The sequence below is a fragment of the Moorena producens PAL-8-15-08-1 genome (genome assembly GCF_001767235.1).
Taxonomy (GTDB): Bacteria; Cyanobacteriota; Cyanobacteriia; order Cyanobacteriales; family Coleofasciculaceae; genus Moorena; species Moorena producens_A.
This window is the reverse complement of the sequence record NZ_CP017599.1, coordinates 9,025,969-9,047,439: the sequence shown is the minus strand read 5'-3', so window position 1 is coordinate 9,047,439 and position 21,471 is coordinate 9,025,969. Positions and strand designations below refer to the sequence as shown.

The following is a 21,471-nucleotide window of genomic DNA, read 5'->3' as shown; positions in this document are numbered from 1 at the left end:
ACAACCTTATAGAATCCCCCGTGCTTTAGCCGGGGGAGATGTCAAAATTATAATTCCAAATCAGAGTGTTTGAAGCAGCTTCACCATTGTTTTTATACTCAATATTCAAGTTTTTAAAAAAAACTTAACTAAATGTAACAAACTCGTGACTAAACCAGGAAGAGAGCCTATACCTTAGAAGAGAACCGTCATTATTCAATACAGTTAAAGAGGAAAGATTTCAAATTTCTTGTATACCTCATTATTATGAGAAACGCTATGGACTTAGGCAGCTGATAGGACAAATTAAGGTTTTAGCCCATAGGGAAAGGGTGGATTTGATATTTGTAAAAACGAATGGTAAGTGTAAGCATTCAGCTATCAGCTATTAGCTATCAGCCAAAGACTAAGAGCTGACCGCTGACCGCTGACCGCTGACCGCTGACCGCTGACCGCTGATCGCTGAATGCTTAGATCACAATTACCAATTACCAAGGTCGCTAAAAAGATTGCTGCATCGCTTTGAGTTGCTCTAGCTTTTGATGTTGTTGCTCTATTTGCAGTGACAGGGAATCACACACTAGCTCACATAGCTCAAATATAAAGGGATTAGCTATTTGGTAAAAGACATTGATTCCTTGTTGATTGCGAGTGACAATCCCTGCTTTAGCCAGGATTTTTAAATGCTTGGATACATTGGCTTGACCTAAGCCTGTTTCTTCGATAATTTGACTAACATTTTTGGAGCCGGACTTCAGACAACAGATAATCTGCAACCGACTTACTTCAGATAAGACTTTAAAGAAATCAGCGATCAGGGTCAAGGAAGTAGGGGATAACTGGGATATCTCACAGTCTGGAGGTTGCTCAGTCCTCAGAGAGGATTTTGGCAAAGAACTTTTAAGCATAATAGATTGGCTGACAGTGGTAATCAAGGCTACGCTTCATCTATTATATTATTATACGGTAGTCTTAGGGAGTAGGGAGTAGGGAGTAGGGAGTAGGGAGTAGGGAGTAGGGAATCGGGAATCGGGAGTAGGGAGTAGGGAGTAGGGAGTAGGGAGTAGGGAGTAGGGAATAGCTATGTATGGCTTTATTACCTCTAATACTGCTAATAAAAAACCGTAGTTTTACCTACCAAAACCGTTAATTAATTATCATCAAAAAAACGCTTTAAAATAAATTACTTAAATCATAAAAATGATTAAAAATGCCATCAATGATAAAAAAGTAAAGATATAATTTATAAAAAGGCATTACTGATTAATGGTAAGCTATCAGCTATCAACTATCAGCTATCAGCTATCAGCGAACAGCGATTAGCGCACGCTAATTGAGGTGCTTTTGAATAAGCGATGCAGCGCCGACCTGCGGGGGTTTCCCCCATGAGCGACTGCATCAAGACAAGAGGTAAGGATTAGTTTAATCTGAGTTACGTCTTTTGAATAAAAGAGGTGTCAATTTTCGGAACCCCTACTCCCTACTCCCTACTCCCTACTCCCTACTCCCTACTCCCTACTCCCTAAAACCAAAGATTTTTTACTTAACCCCAGAATAACGCCCCCTAACAGTTGTATCTAGTCCTAAAGTCAAAATAAAAATGTCTAGCGATTTGCGACTTCGTACTCTCAAACCTCAATATGAAAAACTTTTTGCTACTTGTCAGCTCAGACGAAGCTGCCTAGAACCAACTGGCCGCATTGGTCAAGAAATCCTCCAACGGCAAGGAGACTACGGATTAGTAGAGCGGCAAACAGGGGTGCCTTGGTGGTTTGTCGGAATTTTGCACTATCGAGAGCTGGACTTTCGAGACGCTCACCTGCACAATGGCGACTCTTTGAGTAATAGCACGATTCGCTACCCACAAGGACGACCGACTGCTCCACCAGCTAACGGACAACAATACACCTTTGTTGAGAGTGCCATTGATGCACTGCGCTGGAAACAATTCCACACTGCCAAAGACCACTCAATTGGCGCAATGCTATGGGGGTTTGAGCTGTGGAATGGTTTCCGTGATGCTAAGGGGGGGAATAATTCCGAGTACCTCTGGAATGGCACCAATCACTTTAGTAGCTCACAGCATTGGAATCAATCGCTGGTAGGTAACAGTGTAGATTCCTATGGTCAAGGGCACAAGATAGGAGCAGCAGCCATTGTTTGGTATCTGTATTACCAAGGAATGCTCGATCAACCGTTACAGTTTGCCAGTTCACAACCTTCTGTTAATTGGCAACAGCCAAGCAACACCGGATCGATTCAGTTCCTGGATCTGCTCAGAGGTTATGGGAAACTGCCTCATCAAGATGCAGCACTAGCTTGGCTGCAACAACAGCAGTCGCCATCAGTGCTCACTGAATTTGCTCGTCGCTGGCAGGATGATGCTGATCGCAAATTAGTGTCTGTGGGGAAGTCTGCTGTTGTACAACTCCCCAATGGCACTCAGTTACCGACTAATGTTGTACTTCAGCAAGAATCTAGGAAACCAGAAAGTCGAGGCACTTTGCCACAGACAGGGGTTAGGCTAAGAGTACTGAGGGATACTTTGTTTAAAACAAGTACCCAGCAGTCCTATCAGCTGAAGGACTCAGAAAAAGTTTTCGTAAAGGCAGACACGGAGTTTGAGATTACATCGGATCAGCTCGCGGAGAATAAGCATATTCAGGTTGTCCTGGCCAATGTTGCGTTAGGCACACCACCAAGAAAAACCTGGTACGTCTTCTGTGACCATGTTGACATTGAAGGGACTGAACCCGATAACGTACCTAAGGATGAACAACAATCAGAGTTAATTAAGATTAAGTCTGACAAGACTGGTCCAATTCAATTGCCTGGATATGACAAAACCTTTTACCTATCGGAGGCGATTATCACTGGTGGTAACTTTAGTTGGGCAGAGGCAACTAAAAATGGTACCCGCATTCCTACGCACAAAAGTATAGTGGAGGACATTATCAGAATTGCTGAGGTCATGCAAGAAGTTAGGGAATACTTTGGCAATCGCCCCATCGTGGTTAACTCTTGGTATCGCGATCCAGTAACCAATCGCCAAGTTGGTGGTGCTACACGCTCCCGTCATCTTTCTGGGGATGCTGTGGATTTTGTGGTTGAGGGGATATCGCCAATGTCGGTGAATAAACGTCTCGATTCCTGGTGGGGTTCCCGAGGTGGTCTAGCTAGTGCCAGTTCTTTTACCCATATTGATGGGCGAGGGTATCGGGCCAGGTGGAGTTATGGTTTTTGAGATAGCGCTACGCAAAAGGCAAAAGGCAAGAGGCAAAAGGCAAAAGGGATAGATTTTGATTTCATATTTATTTTTGCCAGAGGTCTAATAGGAGTAGAGTGGGCATCCTGCCCCCCCGACAATGGAAACAGGCAAGATGCCCGTTCCACCCCTGATGCCCCCCCGACAATGGAAACAGGCAAGATGCCCGTTCCACCCCTGATGCCCCCCCGACAATGGAAACAGGCAAGATGCCCGTTCCACCCCTGATGCCCCCCCGAAAATTGAAACAGGCAAGATGCCCGTTCCACGGCTGATGCCCCCCCGACAATGGAAACAGGCAAGATGCCCGTTCCACGGCTGATGCCCATTCCACAAAACCTTAAAATCATTCCATTTTCAAGCAACACCGGTTTTTAGGTGCGTCACTCGATAGAAGTTTCCACAGGAATTATACTTAAGCTGTTCAGCATTAGCTGTTCAGGATTTAGATTGGGATACCTAAATTGCTCAAAGGGAACAGGTAAAAACCAATTTCAATGGGCATCAGCTTCACAAAAATTACTATTTATTAGTTTTTTTAAATAAAATTAATAAATAGTTTAACAATAACTAAATTTTAAAATAAAATTAAAAAATCAGATCAAGTCTCATCGACTACCCAATCAGACTTATTGGTAATTTCAGCGTTTTTATGCATAGTAGGTTCGGTAGAGCCAATAATAACTTATGTAAACATAAAGAAATAATTAAGTAAAAGTTTTAATTAGATCAAGTCTTATAGACTAGCTTCTGGTGATAATTTTGTGGTCAAATAATAAAAGAATTGTTTGACCAATGAAACTTGAACCAGATTGATTGGAGCAGATCAAAATAACCCAATTAGTAATGACTTTTACTATTTGCCTTAAGTAAGCAGTAAAAGTCTGTGGATTTCTGATTGAAAAGAAATCCGAGTATTCTAATGATGCTTATTTTTTCAGTTAAGTCAATCAGATCAAAAAGAGGCGGCTGTTCTTGAAAAGATCGGCAATACTCATAAAATAGAAATATATAGTTTGTATAGTTGTTCTAGAGGGGGTGTCTATGATAGTTTTTTTCAAACGAGCTGTAAATTCTTAGATTGTCGAAAAAGCCAAGAGGTAAGAGGTCAGAGGTCAGAGGCATGCTAGCAATAGGCATGCTAGCAATAGGGGCAATAGCTCCAGAGTTTTGTAGTCTTATCAAATAAGACTTTGTAAATTTACATGTCAAATTAAAAAATGAAAATGCTATAGAAATTTTACTTATCGAGGTAAATAAATGAATCAAACCTTATTAAGTGGTTTGGACAATAGTGATATCGACTGGCTAGTTAGTGTTAGTGAAATAGAACAAGTCAATACTGGTCAAGTATTGAGGCAAGGTGATAAGTCTATAAAGACTCTTTATCTGATTATTGAGGGGAACCTAAAAATATCTTTGCCACAGCCTACGGATAATCGACTCCATCGGGCATTTGCACTCTTGGAAGATAGTAAGGTTTTAGAACAGGAACTGATCAGCGTAACTACAGGAGAGCTGATAGGAGAAGATTTACTGTTTCAGAGTGAGTTACCTTCAAGTAAGGTGATCGCTCAGAGTTCCTCTCGGTTACTGGCTATTCCCCAAAAAGAATTACAGGAAAAACTAGAGAAAGATTTAGCTTTTTCGGCACGGTTTTATAAAGCCATTGCCATTTCACTTTCTGAACGACTGGTCAAGCTGAGGGACAAACTTCGCTCAAAACGATTGAGAAAACGAACAAATGCAAGCAAAGAAGTGCTTTTAGCATTTGGGGAGCTAAATGATAGTGATATTGATTGGATGATTAAAAATGGAAATTATCAGACAATAAAAGCAGACACTCTGCTATTCCAAGAAGGAAGACCGGCTGAAAAGATGTATATTCTGCTTGATGGTTTGGCAAGTGTTACGTTAGCAGAAACTGCCAGAAGTCCGTTGGAAACAGCTTTTGCCGCCCTAGATACTAGTTATAGTGTTACGTCTGAACAAGAGATTATCACCCTTCAGCGAGGAGAAATTCTTGGGGAAATGCCTTTTGGGGTTTCCCAGCTCAGTTCAGTTAATGTTCGCTGTGTTGAGGATTCAAGAGTACTAGCAATTCCTAGAAATTTACTGGCTACTAAATTACAGGACGATATTGGTTTCTCAGCAAGGTTTTATCGAGCCGTTTCCTTATTAGCGATAGAGAGATTTAAAACTACTGTAGAATTACTAGGTTATCAAAGGAGAATTTATAGTAGTGAAAAAACTTTAGCATCTTCTGTTCCCTATGATGATGAAATGAGTGATAACCGCTTAGATAATTTAACCTTAGCTGGCTCTCGATTTAATTGGATGTTGAAACAACTAAAAACATTGAATACTAATCAACAGTATTTCAATATAATCACAGGATAATCGTAAGGATTCAGCCGTCAGCCGTCAGCCGTCAGCCGTCAGCTAAAAGCTCAAGCTACTTGAGGTGCCGTCAGTCGTCAGTCATTCGCTACTTGAGGTGCTGACTTAACAGAGATTAAACCAATTCTTACCTGTTGTCTTGATACAGTCGCTCATGGGGGAAACCACGGCAGTCGCTCATGGGGGAGACCCCCAAGACCGCGCTGCCTCCCCAAGACCGCGCTGCCTCCCCAAGACCGCGCTGCATCGCTTATTAAAAAGCTGTTCGCGTAGCGCATAAACTGATAACTAATAGCTGAATGCTTACGGATAATCACTGGATAGTTATAGCGTTTATAGGACTCATGAGGTACACATTATTTTTTTCCTCTTCCCTCTTCCCTCTTCTCTCTTACCTGCTCCCTGCTCCCTGCTCCCGTCTTGATGCAGTCGCTCATGGGGGAAACCCCCAAGACCGCGCTGCATCGCTGCTCCCTAAAAACCAGAAATTTGTACCTCACAAGTCGTAGAATTGCTATATCCAAGATTGTTGTTGAGAACAATTTTGGTAAGTTAGCTACGCCATAGTAGTTTTGGATGAAATTATATCTATGTCTATTATTGCCATTCACTCTTATCGAGGAGGAGCAGGAAAAACCAACATAACTGCCAGTTTAGCGACCATTGTTGCTAGTCATGGCCATCGAGTTGGAATTGTGGATGCAGACCTCCACAACCCAGGTATTTATGTGTTATTTGGGTTGAATCAAGATCATTTAGGTTATTCTTTAAACGATTACCTATGGAATAATTGTCAAATTACTGAAGCTGATTATGATGTAACGTCTGTGTTAGGTCTTCAAGACCGCTGTCAGATTACTGAAACCGACTATGATGTGATTGCCAAAGGTAAAAAGCCAACAGAAAACAGTTTTCTATCTTTGGTTCCAGCTAGTATGAAACAAGAAGATATTAGCCGAATGTTGCGAGAAGGCTATGATGTTCGCTTACTGGAAAAAGGGTTTAAAACGTTAATTAATGAACTCAATCTAGATTTTCTGTTTGTTGATACTCATCCAGGTCTGAATGAAGAGGTATTAGTCTCTTTAACCTTGTCTGATACTCTGGTTTTAATTATGAAACCGGATCAGCAGGATTTTCAAGCAACTGGGATTATGTTGGACTTGGCCAACAAGTTAAACATACAGAAAACCTTGCTGGTAATGAATATGATGATTGAATCCTTAGGGATTGATCGTTTTAGTCATAAAGTCAAGGAAGACTATGGGTTTTCATTAGCTGCAATTATCCCCTGGTCAGAAGATATGATGATGCTGGGCAGTCGAGGTATTTTTTCTTTAGCTTTCCCCGATCATCCACTAACTGAGGTCTTAGAAAAACTGGCTGATAAGATCATGAACTAGCAACTATTTTTGTTCATTAGAGGTAAATTATGCAGATTCAGATGATTGGTCACGCTTCTATATTTGTGGAAACTGAAGATTGTAAAATATTAATGGATCCGATTTTATGGGATTCTCATGCTGAAGGAATATCAGATATCTGCCCAAAAAGAAAAGTGTTCCATGACCAGATTCCAGAGTTTGATATTTTGATTATCTCTCATCGTCATATAGATCATTTTGATATTCAATCCCTAGCTTCTCTACCGAAAAATGTTGATGTATTGATTCCTCCAGATAAGTTGATGGAAACGTGTTTACGAGATTTGGGATATTCACAAATCTATAAATTGAAAGATTGGAGTGAGGTCAAAATTGGTTCAACTCGTTTAATTGCAACTCGTTCAGAAAATCGTGTTCCTGAATACGGGATGTTATTCACTGATCCTTCAGGGGTTTTCTGGAATCAAGTTGATTCGGCTGTCAACCTTGAAACTATTCGTCAAGTTAAGTCTAAATATCCTCAGATTGACTTTTTTTTAGCAAGTTGGCAGCCGCTGTTAGAGCTAGAACACCAAAATAATCAGCCATCTTCTTTTCCTTATTCTGCTTATGATCAAGAACTAAAAAAGATTAGTTTACTTCAACCGAAGTCCCTTGCTCCTGGAGCAAATGGTTTTAAGTTTATTAAGGGTACATCTTGGTTAAATAAAGTCGTTTTTCCCGTTACTAGGGAGCAATTCTGTCGAGATGTAGCGATTGTTTGTCCAGAAGTTGGAGAAAATATTTTTCCTTTCAATCCAGGGGATGTCGTTACTTTAAAAAATGGCGACGTTAGCTACATGAAACAAAGGTCTTCTTTTGTGCAAATGCTAGAGGATGATCGCTATGACTTACGTTTTTCCCCTGCTAATATTGGTGATTGCCTGATTGACGATAATCCTGATGACTATGATTTATCGGAGATGAAAGATGTTATCAAGGCAGAAGTTTGCTTCGATTTACCCAAGTTTATCAAAGAAAAGTCAGATTTATTTTTGGAATATCGTCACTGGAAGATAATTTATCAACTAGAAATTGTCTTTCCTTCCGAAACACAACAATATTATTTTGATTTTTCTGAAGACAATATTCAGTGCCATTCAGGTTATAGTCCTCTAGCTCATTTATTTACAACTGTTGCGGCTTCAAATTTTTATGGTTTGATAAAAGGAATTAGAAGTTGGGATGCAGCTAATATTGGCGGCTATTACCGCAGCTTTCAGAAATTATATATACCCACTCCTTATGGGATTATTAAACCAATTGAAGGTAAAAATATATCTTTAGAAGATCCAATCGAGCTACGATTTCCTTACGAAGATATTTTTGAAAAAGTTCGGCAGCATGAAGTGCAAAAATGGAAATATAGTGACGTTAATCCGGAAATTATTCGGGAGACTCAAACAAAAATGTTGAGGATTGGTAATACTCTAGTTCGGTTACTAGAGGAAAATAAGGATAAAACAGTAGAAGAAAATAAAGATTTACAGATGGCTTCAGTTAGATAGTTGTTGTTTATGTTTGGAGGAGAGCATCCCAAATTTATACATAAATTAGCTATTTAACAGGGGTTTTAAATCCTTTTGTAATCTCCTTATTTAGGAACTAGTCAACTCAGTGAAAGCTTTCTATAGGGGGCGCTTTTCACCCCTCTATAATACACTTTCGATGAAATTAAACTAGCAAAAATACCTGTATTAAAAATTGAGTATTATACTTCATTTCTTGCTTACCAATCACATTAATTTTTCGAGCTTTACCACATAGCGTTTACATTGTAATACTACCACTCTATCCTTGGTAATAAACACCAAGGATAGAGTGGTTTTTCTCAAAAAAATAATAAATTTAACGATCAATTACTTAATTTATAGTTATTTTTATTTACCAGAAAAGTATTGACTAATTAGTAGTTTCTTGTTTTAATAAAACTGGTAGGTTTAACTAACAAATTACCGAACTTACTTAAGGAGAAAAAAAATGTCCAGAGAATCAGTATTGGCTTTAATCAAAGCTGCGGAAGCAGATCAGTCTTTAAAAGCGCAATTGGAATCAGCAGAAGGCCCCGAACAGGTACTAGCAATTGCAGTTAGTAAGGGTTATGATTTCACTAAAAAAGAGCTTTTGGCTGTGATGCAAGAGCAGCAATTAGAATTTGCTACAGCTACTATTGAATTCAGTGAAAATGCTAAAGCTTTATTGAAAGAAGTAGAGACTAATCAAGAATTACGGGCAAAGCTCGAAGAAGCTGGTAGTCTGGCTGACATGGTTCAAATTGCCATTGCTCAGGGTTATCAAATCACTGAACAAGAAATGGAATCAGGTCTCGCTTATTTTGAGCAACAAGAAACTGAACTATCTGAAGCTCAGTTAGAAGGTGTAGCTGGTGGTGCGAAAAATAAATCCAAATGTAAAAAATATAATCCAGGGAGTGTTACAATTAATAATAATTGATAGTTCAGACACTTTTATCAGTCAACTCTGAAACTTTTACTTCCTAGTCACTTAATTAAAATTATAAAAGAGATGAATCCTCATTCTATTGTTGTCAGGAGCATCCCAATTTGGCAAATCCATTGCTCAAAATCATGAGAATACTAGGGTTTCAAAGTATAATTGAAAGTGTTATGGGCAAAAATGGGATGCTCCCTTGTTGTCTAGCTAAAAATGTCTGGACTCTTAACTTCATAATAGAGTTAAGAATCCAGACATTTTGAAATATAAAAAAATATTTTAAATAAATTACGAATCAGAGATATTTTTTACTATTTATTGTTTATCAATGAAGTTTTTTTTAGGATCGTTTATTTATATAATGTACAAAGTTAAAATACTTAATAAGTATGGAGAAGTATTTTTTTATCAACATCTATGTCTTCCGGAGTTCCGTGCCCAACTCAGAGAGCTAAAATCAAAAAGCTCGTTTCTTGCAATTGGTGCTTCTTATTTAGATAAGCCAGTTGGTCTTATTGTAGCTGAAATATTACCAAATAATCGATTAGCCAAGATTCGTTCTCTTTTTGTAACTTCTGCCCACCGTGGTCAAGGAGTTGGAACTTTATTATTAACATCCTTAGAGAAGGAGTTAGTAGTTCGAGGTTGTACAAAAGCAGAATTTTTTTATGAACTGGATATAATAAAGAAGTCAATATCTACTAAACTAGCAGCTTTGTTTGAAAAATGCCATTGGTCTCTAATCAATGTTGATTTAATATATTCCTCAAATTTTAAAAAAATTTATCAATCTGCTTTTATCCATAAAGAAAATTTGCTTCCTTCAGATATGCAAATTTTTCCTTGGAAAGAAATTACTACTCAAGAAAAACTGGTTATTAAGCAAACACAGAAAGCAAATTGTTGGATTGAAGAAGGCTTAAATCCTTTTAAATATGATAAAAAAAATGAATCATTAAATAGTCTAGGCTTGCGGTATCGAGGAGAAGTAGTAGGATGGATGTTAACAGAGCGTGTAGCAGTGGATACTATATCTTACAACTGTATGTTTGTTAGAAAAGATTTGCAAAAAATGGGGCGTGGAATAGCATTATTTATTGAAGCAATTAAACGTCAAAAAGAAGCTAATATTCCTAATGGTATATGGTTTGTCAATCAAAAAAATCACTTAATGATTCGCTTCGTTAAAAAGTATATGTACTCTTACTTGACATCTATTAAAGAAGAAAGAGTGTATTCAAAATTATTACTGTAATTATTAAAGTAAAACTTAACTATGTTAACCCTAACCCAAAGTATCAATACTAAAATAAGCAAGCGTGTTCGCACCCCTACCCTCATACAAATGGAAGAAGTAGAGTGCGGAGCAGCATCATTAGGCATTATTTTGGGTTATTATCACTGCTTTGTTCCCCTTCCTGAATTAAGAAAAGTATGTGGTGTATCACGGGATGGCAGTAAAGCCTCTAGTGTGCTTAAAGCAGCAAGAACCTATGGTTTGACTGCTAAAGGGTTTAAAAAGTCATTAGAAAACTTAAAAACTTTAAATCCGCCCTTTATCATATTTTGGGAATTTTGTCATTTTTTAGTTGTCGAAGGGTTTGGCAAAAATTGTGTTTACCTCAATGATCCAGAAACGGGTCCCCGTAAACTATCGTTAGAAGAATTTAGCCAAGGTTACACTGGAATAGTTCTAGTGATGGAACCTGGCCCAGATTTTAAAAAAATAGGAAAAAAAACAAGTATATTTTCTTCTTTAAAGAATCGTTTACAAACCTCTAAAAACTCAATTTTATTCTCCATATTAGTAGGATTAATTCTAACCTGTCCTCGGTTGATAATCCCTATATTTAGCCAAGTCTTTGTGGATAAAATTTTAATAGAAGATTATCAAGACTGGCTGAGACCGATGTTATTGGCTATGGTGATTACTGCAATTGTTCAGGGACTTCTTGCCCGTCTGCAATTAAAAGTATTACGCCGACTTTTAGTCAAACTTTCGGTTAGTATGTCAGGACAATTTGTTTGGCATATTTTACGCTTACCTGTAGGATTTTATGCTCAACGGTTTTCGGGTGAAATTAGCGATCGCGCTCAACTCAATGATCGGGTAGCAGACGTAATTTCTGGCCGTCTAGCAACCACTGTTATTGATGTGATCATGATGGGGCTTTATGCCCTATTAATGTTTACGTATGATATACTCTTAACCACGATCACGATTCTATTTGCCAGCTTTAACTTTATAGCCCTTCAATACTTATCTCGTAATCGGACAGATGCCAATATTAGTTTAGCCCAGGAATATGGAAAAGTAGCTGGTACAGCGATTGGTGGCATTCAATCAATTGAAACCATTAAGGCATCTGGACTCGAATCAGATCTGTTTACTCGATTTGCCGGTTATTATACTAAAGCCTTAAACGCTCAACAAAAATTAGGGTTACAAACACAAATCCTCAATGCACTTCCCAATCTCTTAACCGCCTTAGCTACAGCCTCTATCTTGCTAATCGGAGGCTTACGGGTTATCAAGGGAGAACTAACCATTGGAATGCTAATTGCCTATCAACTTTTAACCGCTAGCTTTCTCAAACCCATTAATGAACTGATTAATTTTGGGAGTACCTTACAAGAATTAGAAGCTGATATTAATCGCCTTGATGATGTGCTACAAAATCCTATTGATCAAGAAGCCATCCGTCAGCCCAATCAGTTGGCCAGTCTTACCAACAATTATAGTCTAACTTCCGACTCCTTTAAATTACAGGGTCATGTAGAATTTCGTAACATCAATTTTGGGTATAATCGCTTAGAATCTCCCCTGATTGAAGACTTTAATTTAATTATCAAACCGGGGCAAAGAATTGCTTTAGTCGGTAGTAGTGGTTCAGGAAAATCAACCATTGCTAAATTAGCCTGTGGATTATATGTTCCTTGGGAGGGGGAAATCCTTTTTGATGGTATTCCTCGCAATCAAATTCCTCGTGCTGTTCTTGCTAATTCCTTAGCAATGGTTGAACAGGATATTTTTCTTTTTGCGGGTACAATTCGAGATAATTTAACCCTTTGGGATACCACCATTCCTGAATCAGATTTAGTTAAATCTGCCACTGATGCCGCCATTCACGAATCAATCCTGTTTCAGCCAAAAGGATATGATGCTCCACTGAGTGAAGGGGGAGCAAATCTCAGTGGTGGACAACGACAACGCCTTGAAATTGCTCGCGCTTTAGTGAGAAATCCTACCATTCTCGTCTTAGATGAGGCAACCAGTGCTTTAGATGCAGAAACAGAATTAATCATTGACCGTAATTTACGACGGCGTGGGTGTTCCTGCATTGTCGTTGCTCATCGCCTCAGTACCATTCGAGATTGTGATGAAATTATTGTCCTGGATAGAGGAAACGTTGTTCAACGGGGAACCCATGAACAATTACGCCAAGAAACAGGAACCTATCAACACCTGATCAGTAGTCATTGAGTGGTAATCCAATCTGAAATAGAAAAAAATGACAGATCAACGTCTTATCTCTTCCAATACACCCTATCAATCCTCTATAAAACACATTTTAAAAATTTATAGCGTTTTTCATAACTATAAGGTACACAGGATTTTAGGCGTTGCTGAATTAAGGAATGAATGCGCGATCATCTGGTTTTATTAAAGCCCCCTAAATCCCCCAATTCTGGGGGACTTGTCTTGATGCAGTCGCTCATGGGGGAAACCCCCAAGACCGCGCTGCATCGCTTGAGAGTTTTGTTCCCCCCAGAATTGGGGGGCTAGGGGGGCGAAACCATACTCATAATCAGCAACGCCGGATTTTTTCCCTGTTCCCTGCTCCCTGCTCCCTGCTCCCTGCTCCCTGCTCCCTGTTCCCTGTTCCCTGTTCCCTGTTCCCTCTTGTCTGTTCCCTGTTCCCTGTTCCCTGTTCCCTAAAACCCAATAATTTGTACCTCACCCAATTGCAAACCGCTGTTATGTATAGCCAACAATCCCGCAAAATTCAAGGTAATCAACCACTAATACTTAATAACCCTGAAATTGTTTGGATGGTGGTTTCTGGACAAGTCTCTGTATTTGCCACAGAAATGAAGAATAATGAACCAGACGGAAATCGTCATTATCTATTTACTGTAGAAAAAGGACAAGGTTTATTTGGTCATTGTTTAGATTCTTCTGGTCAAGCCCTTTTAGCGGTCGCCATAGAAGGGGCAGAATTAGAATCTGTAGCCATACAAGATTTGGTGAAACAAATCTCTCAAAAAGAGCCTCAAGGGATTGCCATCCTAGAAAGCTGGATCCGGCATTTAGGAACAAGTATTAACCAGATGCCTTTAAATAATGTCATCAAAATTATCAATCCTGATTTTTCTTCATACTTTTCCCTAGAAGATAAACAAATTATTCAATCCTTTAGTGAACAAATCATTTGGGTAGAGATTAGAGAAGGAGAAGTTGACTATTTAGGAAAGCCAGAGTTAACCTTAGAGATCAATTCTCCTCTATTTCCTCTGGCTAATAGGATGTGGTTAAAATCCGAAAATGCCAGTCAACTCAAAATAACTACTACTGATACTATAGAACAAGCAGAACAAATTACCCATAGCTTAGACCTATTCCATAACTATTTTTATTACTATTTAAACCAAAAATTTATTGAAGATAAAGAATCCGAATTTAGACGGTTTCAAGCCAGACAACAACTAAATAGCCAAGTTACTCAATCAGCATTAGGAAAATTAACCTCAATTCTCAAACCGGGTTATGATGTTTTTTTTGGATCAGGAACACCTCTATTAATTGCAGCGGGTGCCGTAGGTCATGCCATGCAAATTGTCATTAAACCGCCATCTGCCTCAGAAGATATGAGTAAGCTGGCTAATCCCTTAGAAGCTATCGCTTATGCCTCTCAATGCCGTATTCGTTCTGTAAGATTAGTGGGGGATTGGTGGCTCTCAGAACATGGCCCCTTACTTGGCTATAATCAAGATAACTGTCCTGTTGCTTTATTACCAAATCCCCAAAAAAACAGTATCTATCTATTATTTGATCCTATCAAAAAAACTCGTACCCCTGTTAATCAGGACGTCGCTCAACATATTAGCTCCCAAGCTTATATGTTTTACCGTCCTTTGCCCCTTGTTGTTCAAGGGGTCGGGGCACTATTTAGATTTAGTATAGCAGGCTATGAAAAAGAATTAGGATTAATTGCCCTGATCGGTATAATAGCAACTCTTTTAGGAATGGTTGTGCCCCAAGCCACGGGCATGTTAATGGATCAAGCCATTCCTGGCAGTAATTTACTCTTATTAAAACACATTGGGTTAGTCTTATTTGCTACTGCGTTTGCTCAAGCCGCTTTTCAACTTTCCCAAGGAATTATGACCTTGCGTTTAGAAACAGTCGCTGATGGCAATTTACAATTAGCGGTTTGGGACAGACTGCTTAAGTTAAGTCCATCATTTTTTCAGCAATATACCTCTGGAGATCTAGTGAATCGTCTCCTAGCAATACGGGAAATTCATCATCTGTTAAGTGGGGCAACTCAGCGCACATTACTCAGTGGCGTTTTTGCTCTTTTGAATCTAGGATTAATGTTTATTTATAGTATTAAACTTGCTCTAGTTGCTTTAGGACTATCTGTAATTGCGGTTATTGTCACAGTTGTTTCTGGTGTTGTTTTAGTTCGCAAAGAGCGAAAACAAGAGGCTCTTGATGGAGAAATTGATGGTTTAACAGTACAACTGATTAATGGAGTGGCTAAACTTCGGGTGGCTGCTGCTGAAGAACGTGCTTTTTGGGCTTGGGCGGAAAAATACAGTCAAAAAACTAAGTTAACTGCAGGAATTCAACGAATTAATGATAGTCTATCTACCTTTAATGAAGCCTTACCGTTAATAAGTTCAGTAATCCTGTTTTGTTTCACCTTATTATTTATCCAAATCAACCAAGAAAAGAATCTACCTAACACTCTGACTGCAGGGACTTTTTTAGCCTTTCAGGTTGCCTTTGGAACTTATATTGGGGGAGTCACAAGCTTGAGCAATACCTTAACAGATATTTTAGGAATTGTCCCCATGTGGGAAAGGGCGAAATCTATTTTACAGGAAAAACCAGAATCTGATATTAATCAGCAAGACCCGGGTCGTTTAAGCGGACATATTGTTTTAGATCATCTCAGCTTTCGTTATCGAGAAGATGGCCCTTTAATTATCGATGATATTAGTATTCATGCTAATCCCGGTGAGTTTATTGCACTTGTTGGCCCTAGTGGAAGTGGAAAATCAACCCTTTTTCGTTTGTTATTAGGATTTGCTAGTCCCATAACAGGAACGATTTATTATGATGGTCAAGACTTAGCGGGGTTGGATGTTACTGGTTTGCGTCGTCAATTAGGTGTTGTTCTACAAAATGGTCAGGTTCAACAAGGGTCGATTTTTCACAATATTACTAGTGGTGCGTTAGTATCCCATGATGTAGCCTGGGAAGCAGCACGAATGGCTGGATTAGCCGTAGATATTGAGAAAATGCCCATGGGAATGCACACCGTTATTAGTGAAGGAGGAAGTAACTTATCGGGAGGACAAAGACAGCGTTTATTAATCGCTCGTGCTTTGGTCAATAAACCAAAAATCATTCTGATGGATGAAGCCACCAGTGCCCTTGATAACCGCACCCAAGAGATAGTGACTGACAGCTTGGAGCAACTCCATGCAACACGTATTGTTATTGCCCACCGTCTTAGTACAATTCGTAATGCAGACCGAATTTATGTACTGGAAGCTGGACGAATTGTCCAGACCGGAACATTTGCACAGCTCAGTCAAGAAGAGGGGTTGTTTGCACGACTGGTTGCTCGACAACTAGACTAAAATTCTCTATTACTCTTCTTTCTTTAAAAAGTCTGGCAGCCATAACAAAATTAGTACGATAAAACAGATAATGGTTAAACCAATAGCATAGCGAATATTCTGTTTAAGCATTGATGATACTTGGAGAAGAAAGTAGTAATCAAGCATTTTTATAATTGTCAGTTGATTTCTATATTATAGCGTTTATCGCAGTTATGAGGTACAGTCTTATTTGACACTGCCTCCCCTATTCCCTTGCTGCATCGCTTAAAACCCTCTTTACTATTGCCTTTTGCCTTTTGCCTTTTGCCTTAAAGGGATAAGCAATGTCGCTCATGAGTATGATAACTGCTATATACAAGATAGCACACCAGCACCATATTACACTATATTACTGTTATGAAACCTAAAAAAAAATCTAATCTATTCCGAGAAGAATCTGTAGAACACTTAACTTCCCCAGAAAAATTAGACCAAGCTATGGAAGTTATCTCCCGTCAAGACTGGCTTCCTTTATGTACTTTGGCAGGAATAGTGTTCTTGACGATTATTTGGAGTATTGTCGGTAAACTTCCCTTAACTATTAAAAGTAAAGGGGTGCTAATTCATCCACACAAAGTCGTTGAAGTTCAGTCTCCTGTTAGTGGTCAGTTAGAGCAGATCAATATCAAGGAAGGCGACTGCGTTGACCGAGGTTTCGTGTTAGCCACAATTGAACCGTCTGATATTCAGCAGAAACTTCAGCAACAGAAAGAAAGATTAACACAACTACAATCACAAAGTCAATTAGCGAATACTCTTCAGGTACAGCGAACTAATTTAGAAGTGTTGTCCCTTCAGCAAAAACAAGAGGCATTAGAACAGTCTCTACAAAATAGTGAAAGCTTAAATTTGGTTCTCAATAATCAAGCAATAGAGGCTATAAACCAGCAAAAACAAAGCATTCAGCAAAAAATAACGGATCTTCAAACTATTACCCCAACACTGAAAGAAAAAGGACTTAATTCCATCAAAGAACAAAGAGTTAGTATCTTTAAACAACTTAAGGATTTTAAGGAACTCAGTTCTAGCTTAAAAGATAGGGTAGAAAAACGTCGTGAACTAGTTCAAGCAGGAGCAATCTCTTTAGATCAAATATTAGAAGCGGAACAATCTTATAAACAAAATCTGCAAAATATCTCTAAACTAGAGGCTGAACTCAAACAGCTAGATGTTAAAGAAGCTGAAGTCGAACAACAATATTTAGATAACTTAAGTACCATTAGTAAGCATCAAGCTGAATTAAGAGAATTGACAGTTAAGGGAACTGAAACTAAAGAGAAATACTTGAAAAAGATGAATCAAGTTGCTCAACAAAAAACGGCTATAAAAACCTTGGCTACAGAAAGAAAAAAACTTGAACAGCAAAATTTAGAAGATTCTAGCAAAAGAGAAAATGAAATTCAACAGGTTAAGTACGATATAGCCCAACTTTCTAAACAGTATAATGATAATCAAGCTATCAAAAGTCCTTATTCGGGTTGTTTTCTGAACATAACGGCTAGTAAAGGCTCTGTTATTGATAAAGGGTTTTCTTTAGGAGTGATTCAAAGACAGAGTTCATCAGACAGTCTCTCAACCGTTGCTTACTTTCCTGTTGGGCAGGGTAAAAAGATCAAACCTGGTATGAAAATCTATGTTACACCTGATACAGTTCGCCGAGAAAAATTTGGTAGTATTATTGGTACTGTCTCGGAAGTATCTCCTTTTCCTATTACTCAACAAGGAGCCACTAAACTGATAGGAAACTCTACAATAGCTGAAAATTTGGCATCTAAAATCAGACCTGTTATTGAAATCCATGGGAAGTTACAGGCTGACTCCTCGACTCCTAGTGGTTATGCTTGGTCTTCTTCTCAAGGACCGTCGTTGACAGTGACTTCAGGAACTACTGTAACAGTACAAGTCACCATTGAAGAGCAAACCCCCATTACCTTAGTTTTACCAATCTTGCGACAATTGAGTGGGATTTATTAAATATATACAGGGAACAGGGAACAGGGAACAGGGAGCATGTCACTTATGCAGAACATTTGTACTAAGGTAATAGGTAATAGGTAATAGGTAATAGGTAATAGGTAATAGGAACCCACCCCTAACCCCGACCAGGAGGGGAAGGTAATAGGTAATAGGTCATCAGGGGAGCTAGTCCTGGATGAATATTTGTACATTATCTATAGCCCCCTCATGGGTAATTGCTTGCTCTACTGGAAAATAGTACTAATGTTTCAGCAAATTTGACCTGCTCCCCAGGGAACAGGGAGCAGGGAGCAGGGAACAGGGAACAAACATTCTCTCAATTGATTTAGGATTGCTATATAGCGCTACGCGGAAGGCAAGAGGCAAGAGGCAAGAGGCAAAAGTTGACTACACAGCTTTTGAGCTTGTATCAATGTCCTAACTTTAATGTGTAGTGCTATATATCGACCGTTGCATCCCATCCCATTGTATCCCAATTGTATTGGCAAGATTGGGAGACGGGGGGAGGGGAAGATGAACAGAGGGGCTGCCAACTGCCATACATAAAATATAGGACTTACAAAGTTTAGTTGGTTTTGCCCAATTTGGGGGGGGACAAAGTCACTAAAGTTCCCTAGAATTGGGGTATTTTAGGGTGCCTTGCGTAAGTCCTGTAATATAAAGAAAGGCTTTAATGTTTTTGATGATTTGTTAAACTTATCAAATTAGAGAAGCTAGCTCCATTGACTATTAAGGTAAGAACCTAATGGCAGAGATAACAAACTCTTTCAATGCAGATGTCGTTATTATTGGTGGTGGTATTGCTGGGCTGGCAACGGCTTATTACCTAAGCCAGAAACAACATCTAAGTATCATATTGCTTGAGAAAGAGTCTATCCCCAATCCCAACAACAGTTCCTATGGCGAGGAACGTATGTATCGCCGCATGTACTCCCATGAGTACCTAGCTGAATTACAAGATTACAGCTTGAAAGAGTGGGAAATGCTTGAAAGTCAACATGATTGTCAGTTACTCAGGCAACATGGTCTGCTTTTCTACGGCGAAGCTTGGGATGAAGAAACCATTGAAGGCAGTATTCCAGGGGCTCGTCGGGTCATGGAAAAGAAAGGGATTCCTTTTGAAGCCTTAAATGCTGAGCAACTCCAACAACGTTGGCCCGTGCGACCTAAACCAGATTTTATTGGTTTGTTTGAAAGTACTTCCGGTATGGTTTGGTCTACAAAAGCTATAGAGCTATTTAGATCCCAAGCAGAAGCCAATGGGGTATCTATTCGGACGGGCGAAGACACAGTTAGTCTCAACGTGACTAATTCTAGCACTGTTGAAATCAAAACACAATCAGGAAATACATTCTTTGCCAAGCAAGTTGTTTTGACTGCTGGGCCTTGGACTAATGATTTACTCAGCTCATTTACAACTCCCCTGAATTTAGAAATTTGGCCGATGTTATGGGGACACTATCGGGTTGAAGAGACTTTACGAGATCAGTTTCCACAATGGTTTTGTTTTCAGCAAGAAAAGCCAGATAGTAACGATGGTGGACTCTACTACGGATTTCCTTGTCATACTCCCGAAACATCACTCATCAAAGTTGGGATTGATTGGTGTCCGCCAGAATTGCGGAGCAAAACGATGAGTACATTTGTAAGAGAACCAAATCCAGAGCTTGTGCAGTTACTCGATCAATTCCTTCGTAATAATTGGGATGGAATTAAGGAGTGTGTGGGTCTGTATTTTAGTCCATACACGATGACAAAAGATACTCTATTTGTGCTAGATAAGCTTCCCGGATATCCACAAATTAGTCTTTTTACGGGTGGATCTGGTCAAGCATTTAAGTTTGCACCGCTGTTAGGCAAGCTGCTTGCTGAGTTAGTCATGGAGCAGACTCCTTCTGTTGATTTATCTCCCCTAAGTGCTAGTCGGGAGTGTGTTAGGCAGTTGACTACTGTGTCTGCATAAAACTAGAAAATCGCCAGGATGCTGTGGGGCGTAAAAGCCCTAAGCATCCTGGTTGGGCTTATTCTTTGTAAATGCGTAGATGGGTGTGTGCATAATCCATCGAAAACTGACCGGGATTTTCTCGAACCCTAGCGGTAAATCTTGCGTAAAATTGGTTGACAAGATCTAAAACATCTTCATTGGATCGATTAGTGAAGGCGTTTCTGAAAGTATGCTCACTCCAAGAGCGAATTGTTTGGGTAAGTCCTTGAGCAAACTTATCAGTATCCCCATCTTGTTCATACTGAGAGCGATAAGGACAGGGAATCAGCATGGTTTGAATATCTCCTAATCGTAACCCAGCTTGATAAACGTCACTTTGAGGGTCTTCAAGACAAGCAGCAAACTCGGCTTCTGTACGGTAATAATTTTGGAATGTAGCGCCAACATACTCTTCTGGCTTAATCAACCCCTCAGTGTCCATTTGTTTCCAAATCTCATGGAGAACATCATGCATGTTTAAATCTACCTGATTGTTGCCCAGATAGCGTCCTTTTTCGTCTGTGGATAAATTGGCACTGACTATTTGCCCCCCAGATTTGAGTTCTTTCGCCCTAGCTAGGAGAATAGTAGTCCAGTCAAGCTGAGATTGGGCTTGAAAAATGGCTTTATCTTCTCCTTGGTCACAAGCATTAATATGGGTATGGTAATTCAAATGTTTAGGCAGCTTACTTAGCCAGTGCATGGCTGTGGAGGAGAAGCCAAAGTCTAGACTATTAGGGGGACAAACAGGCTCATAAAATGAGCGTGGAACCATAGAAACCACTAGATTTTGATCACCCTCCATCAACAAAGATGAAGTTTGACCTAGAGCATTAAAGTCATTACTGGGTAAATCGCTAAATATTGTTTCAATAAAAACCCCGTTATTTTGTTTTTTTATAGTAGCAATAATCTGCTGCCATAATCCTAGGGTAGTACCACCGTCTGCAATACCGTAATCAGCAAGTCTTACCTGTGAACAGTTTTGGATGGGCTGGATTGCTTTTGCGACTAAATCCCCAGCAGCTTCGAGACAAAGTTTGGCTCCAAGGGTGTTGAGTGAGTAGTCAGATGCCATATAAATTGCCATG

The 21,471-nt window shown here is 39.3% G+C and carries 18 protein-coding genes; 12 read left to right on the top strand and 6 right to left on the bottom strand.

What is annotated here, in order from left to right; translation table 11 throughout:
• Positions 1–479 precede the first annotated feature (479 nt).
• Entirely contained in the window at positions 480–887 is a 408-nt protein-coding gene (locus tag BJP34_RS33140) for an ArsR/SmtB family transcription factor (protein ID WP_070396004.1), read from the bottom strand.
• A gap of 692 nt (positions 888–1,579) precedes the next feature.
• Here BJP34_RS33140 and BJP34_RS33135 point away from each other — a divergent pair.
• Positions 1,580–3,223, top strand: coding sequence for a D-Ala-D-Ala carboxypeptidase family metallohydrolase (locus BJP34_RS33135; protein WP_070396003.1), 1,644 nt, complete (start codon positions 1,580–1,582; stop codon positions 3,221–3,223).
• On the opposite strand, the gene BJP34_RS38060 is transcribed toward BJP34_RS33135, so the two are convergent.
• The gene (locus BJP34_RS38060) at positions 3,211–3,573 is read right to left on the bottom strand and encodes a hypothetical protein (RefSeq protein WP_083305478.1); all 363 of its coding nucleotides are present in this window, start codon (positions 3,571–3,573) and stop codon (positions 3,211–3,213) included. The two genes, BJP34_RS33135 and BJP34_RS38060, sit on opposite strands and share 13 nt — an antisense overlap.
• A 931-nt stretch (positions 3,574–4,504) precedes the next feature.
• Here BJP34_RS38060 and BJP34_RS33130 point away from each other — a divergent pair.
• From BJP34_RS33130 to BJP34_RS33105, 8 genes are all read left to right on the top strand, one after another.
• Positions 4,505–5,644, top strand: coding sequence for a cyclic nucleotide-binding domain-containing protein (locus BJP34_RS33130; RefSeq protein ID WP_070396002.1), 1,140 nt, complete (start codon positions 4,505–4,507; stop codon positions 5,642–5,644).
• A gap of 154 nt (positions 5,645–5,798) precedes the next feature.
• On the top strand, positions 5,799–5,924 hold the full coding sequence (locus BJP34_RS49770) for a hypothetical protein (RefSeq protein WP_267876432.1): 126 nt from the start codon (positions 5,799–5,801) through the stop codon (positions 5,922–5,924).
• Between the two features lie 64 nt (positions 5,925–5,988).
• Positions 5,989–6,153, top strand: coding sequence for a hypothetical protein (locus BJP34_RS45125; protein ID WP_158517617.1), 165 nt, complete (start codon positions 5,989–5,991; stop codon positions 6,151–6,153).
• A gap of 63 nt (positions 6,154–6,216) precedes the next feature.
• Positions 6,217–7,047, top strand: a complete 831-nt coding sequence (locus BJP34_RS33125; protein WP_229424144.1) for a MinD/ParA family ATP-binding protein — start codon at positions 6,217–6,219, stop codon at positions 7,045–7,047.
• Positions 7,048–7,076: 29 nt separating this feature from the next.
• Entirely contained in the window at positions 7,077–8,576 is a 1,500-nt protein-coding gene (locus BJP34_RS33120; protein ID WP_070396000.1) for an MBL fold metallo-hydrolase, read from the top strand.
• Positions 8,577–9,048: 472 nt separating this feature from the next.
• The gene (locus BJP34_RS33115; protein WP_070395999.1) at positions 9,049–9,522 is read left to right on the top strand and encodes a Nif11-like leader peptide family RiPP precursor; all 474 of its coding nucleotides are present in this window, start codon (positions 9,049–9,051) and stop codon (positions 9,520–9,522) included.
• Between the two features lie 361 nt (positions 9,523–9,883).
• The gene (locus BJP34_RS33110; RefSeq protein WP_070397016.1) at positions 9,884–10,777 is read left to right on the top strand and encodes a GNAT family N-acetyltransferase; all 894 of its coding nucleotides are present in this window, start codon (positions 9,884–9,886) and stop codon (positions 10,775–10,777) included.
• Positions 10,778–10,867: 90 nt separating this feature from the next.
• Positions 10,868–13,006, top strand: a complete 2,139-nt coding sequence (locus BJP34_RS33105; RefSeq protein WP_229424143.1) for an NHLP family bacteriocin export ABC transporter peptidase/permease/ATPase subunit — start codon at positions 10,868–10,870, stop codon at positions 13,004–13,006.
• A 325-nt stretch (positions 13,007–13,331) separates the two neighbouring features.
• On the opposite strand, the gene BJP34_RS45115 is transcribed toward BJP34_RS33105, so the two are convergent.
• Positions 13,332–13,484 carry a hypothetical protein gene (locus BJP34_RS45115; protein ID WP_158517615.1) on the bottom strand — a complete coding sequence of 51 codons (153 nt, stop codon included), beginning with the start codon at positions 13,482–13,484 and terminating at the stop codon, positions 13,332–13,334.
• 4 nt (positions 13,485–13,488) lie between these two features.
• Here BJP34_RS45115 and BJP34_RS33100 point away from each other — a divergent pair, with 4 nt between their 5' ends.
• Positions 13,489–16,398: an NHLP bacteriocin export ABC transporter permease/ATPase subunit gene (locus BJP34_RS33100; RefSeq protein ID WP_229424142.1), complete on the top strand. Its 2,910-nt coding sequence runs from the start codon at positions 13,489–13,491 to the stop codon at positions 16,396–16,398.
• Positions 16,399–16,776: 378 nt separating this feature from the next.
• Positions 16,777–18,393, top strand: a complete 1,617-nt coding sequence (locus tag BJP34_RS33095) for an NHLP bacteriocin system secretion protein (RefSeq protein WP_070395997.1) — start codon at positions 16,777–16,779, stop codon at positions 18,391–18,393.
• Here BJP34_RS33095 and BJP34_RS41630 read toward each other — a convergent pair.
• Both BJP34_RS41630 and BJP34_RS49765 read right to left on the bottom strand, forming a co-directional pair.
• Positions 18,390–18,587 carry a hypothetical protein gene (locus BJP34_RS41630; protein WP_149031312.1) on the bottom strand — a complete coding sequence of 66 codons (198 nt, stop codon included), beginning with the start codon at positions 18,585–18,587 and terminating at the stop codon, positions 18,390–18,392. The two genes, BJP34_RS33095 and BJP34_RS41630, sit on opposite strands and share 4 nt — an antisense overlap.
• A gap of 49 nt (positions 18,588–18,636) precedes the next feature.
• On the bottom strand, positions 18,637–18,762 hold the full coding sequence (locus BJP34_RS49765; RefSeq protein ID WP_267876431.1) for a hypothetical protein: 126 nt from the start codon (positions 18,760–18,762) through the stop codon (positions 18,637–18,639).
• Positions 18,763–19,141: 379 nt separating this feature from the next.
• On the opposite strand from BJP34_RS49765, the gene BJP34_RS33090 reads away from it, so the two are divergent.
• On the top strand, positions 19,142–20,359 hold the full coding sequence (locus tag BJP34_RS33090; protein WP_070395996.1) for an FAD-dependent oxidoreductase: 1,218 nt from the start codon (positions 19,142–19,144) through the stop codon (positions 20,357–20,359).
• Between the two features lie 58 nt (positions 20,360–20,417).
• Here the strand turns inward: BJP34_RS33090 and BJP34_RS33085 are convergent, their stop codons facing one another.
• Positions 20,418–21,470: a hypothetical protein gene (locus BJP34_RS33085; RefSeq protein WP_070395995.1), complete on the bottom strand. Its 1,053-nt coding sequence runs from the start codon at positions 21,468–21,470 to the stop codon at positions 20,418–20,420.
• Position 21,471: the final 1 nt, after the last annotated feature.

What these genes read in the sequence shown, in the direction of transcription:
- BJP34_RS33130 (WP_070396002.1), top strand. Translation starts at nt 4,505, where the DNA reads ATGAATCAAACCTTATTAAGTGGTTTGGACAATAGTGATATCGACTGG.
- BJP34_RS41630 (WP_149031312.1), bottom strand. Translation starts at nt 18,587, where the DNA reads ATGTACAAATATTCATCCAGGACTAGCTCCCCTGATGACCTATTACCT.
- BJP34_RS38060 (WP_083305478.1), bottom strand. Translation starts at nt 3,573, where the DNA reads ATGGGCATCAGCCGTGGAACGGGCATCTTGCCTGTTTCCATTGTCGGG.
- BJP34_RS33085 (WP_070395995.1), bottom strand. Translation starts at nt 21,470, where the DNA reads ATGGCAATTTATATGGCATCTGACTACTCACTCAACACCCTTGGAGCC.
- BJP34_RS33105 (WP_229424143.1), top strand. Translation starts at nt 10,868, where the DNA reads ATGGAAGAAGTAGAGTGCGGAGCAGCATCATTAGGCATTATTTTGGGT.
- BJP34_RS33090 (WP_070395996.1), top strand. Translation starts at nt 19,142, where the DNA reads ATGGCAGAGATAACAAACTCTTTCAATGCAGATGTCGTTATTATTGGT.
- BJP34_RS33115 (WP_070395999.1), top strand. Translation starts at nt 9,049, where the DNA reads ATGTCCAGAGAATCAGTATTGGCTTTAATCAAAGCTGCGGAAGCAGAT.
- BJP34_RS33135 (WP_070396003.1), top strand. Translation starts at nt 1,580, where the DNA reads ATGTCTAGCGATTTGCGACTTCGTACTCTCAAACCTCAATATGAAAAA.
- BJP34_RS33140 (WP_070396004.1), bottom strand. Translation starts at nt 887, where the DNA reads ATGCTTAAAAGTTCTTTGCCAAAATCCTCTCTGAGGACTGAGCAACCT.
- BJP34_RS45125 (WP_158517617.1), top strand. Translation starts at nt 5,989, where the DNA reads ATGAGGTACACATTATTTTTTTCCTCTTCCCTCTTCCCTCTTCTCTCT.
- BJP34_RS33120 (WP_070396000.1), top strand. Translation starts at nt 7,077, where the DNA reads ATGCAGATTCAGATGATTGGTCACGCTTCTATATTTGTGGAAACTGAA.
- BJP34_RS33110 (WP_070397016.1), top strand. Translation starts at nt 9,884, where the DNA reads ATGTACAAAGTTAAAATACTTAATAAGTATGGAGAAGTATTTTTTTAT.
- BJP34_RS49770 (WP_267876432.1), top strand. Translation starts at nt 5,799, where the DNA reads ATGGGGGAAACCACGGCAGTCGCTCATGGGGGAGACCCCCAAGACCGC.
- BJP34_RS33095 (WP_070395997.1), top strand. Translation starts at nt 16,777, where the DNA reads ATGAAACCTAAAAAAAAATCTAATCTATTCCGAGAAGAATCTGTAGAA.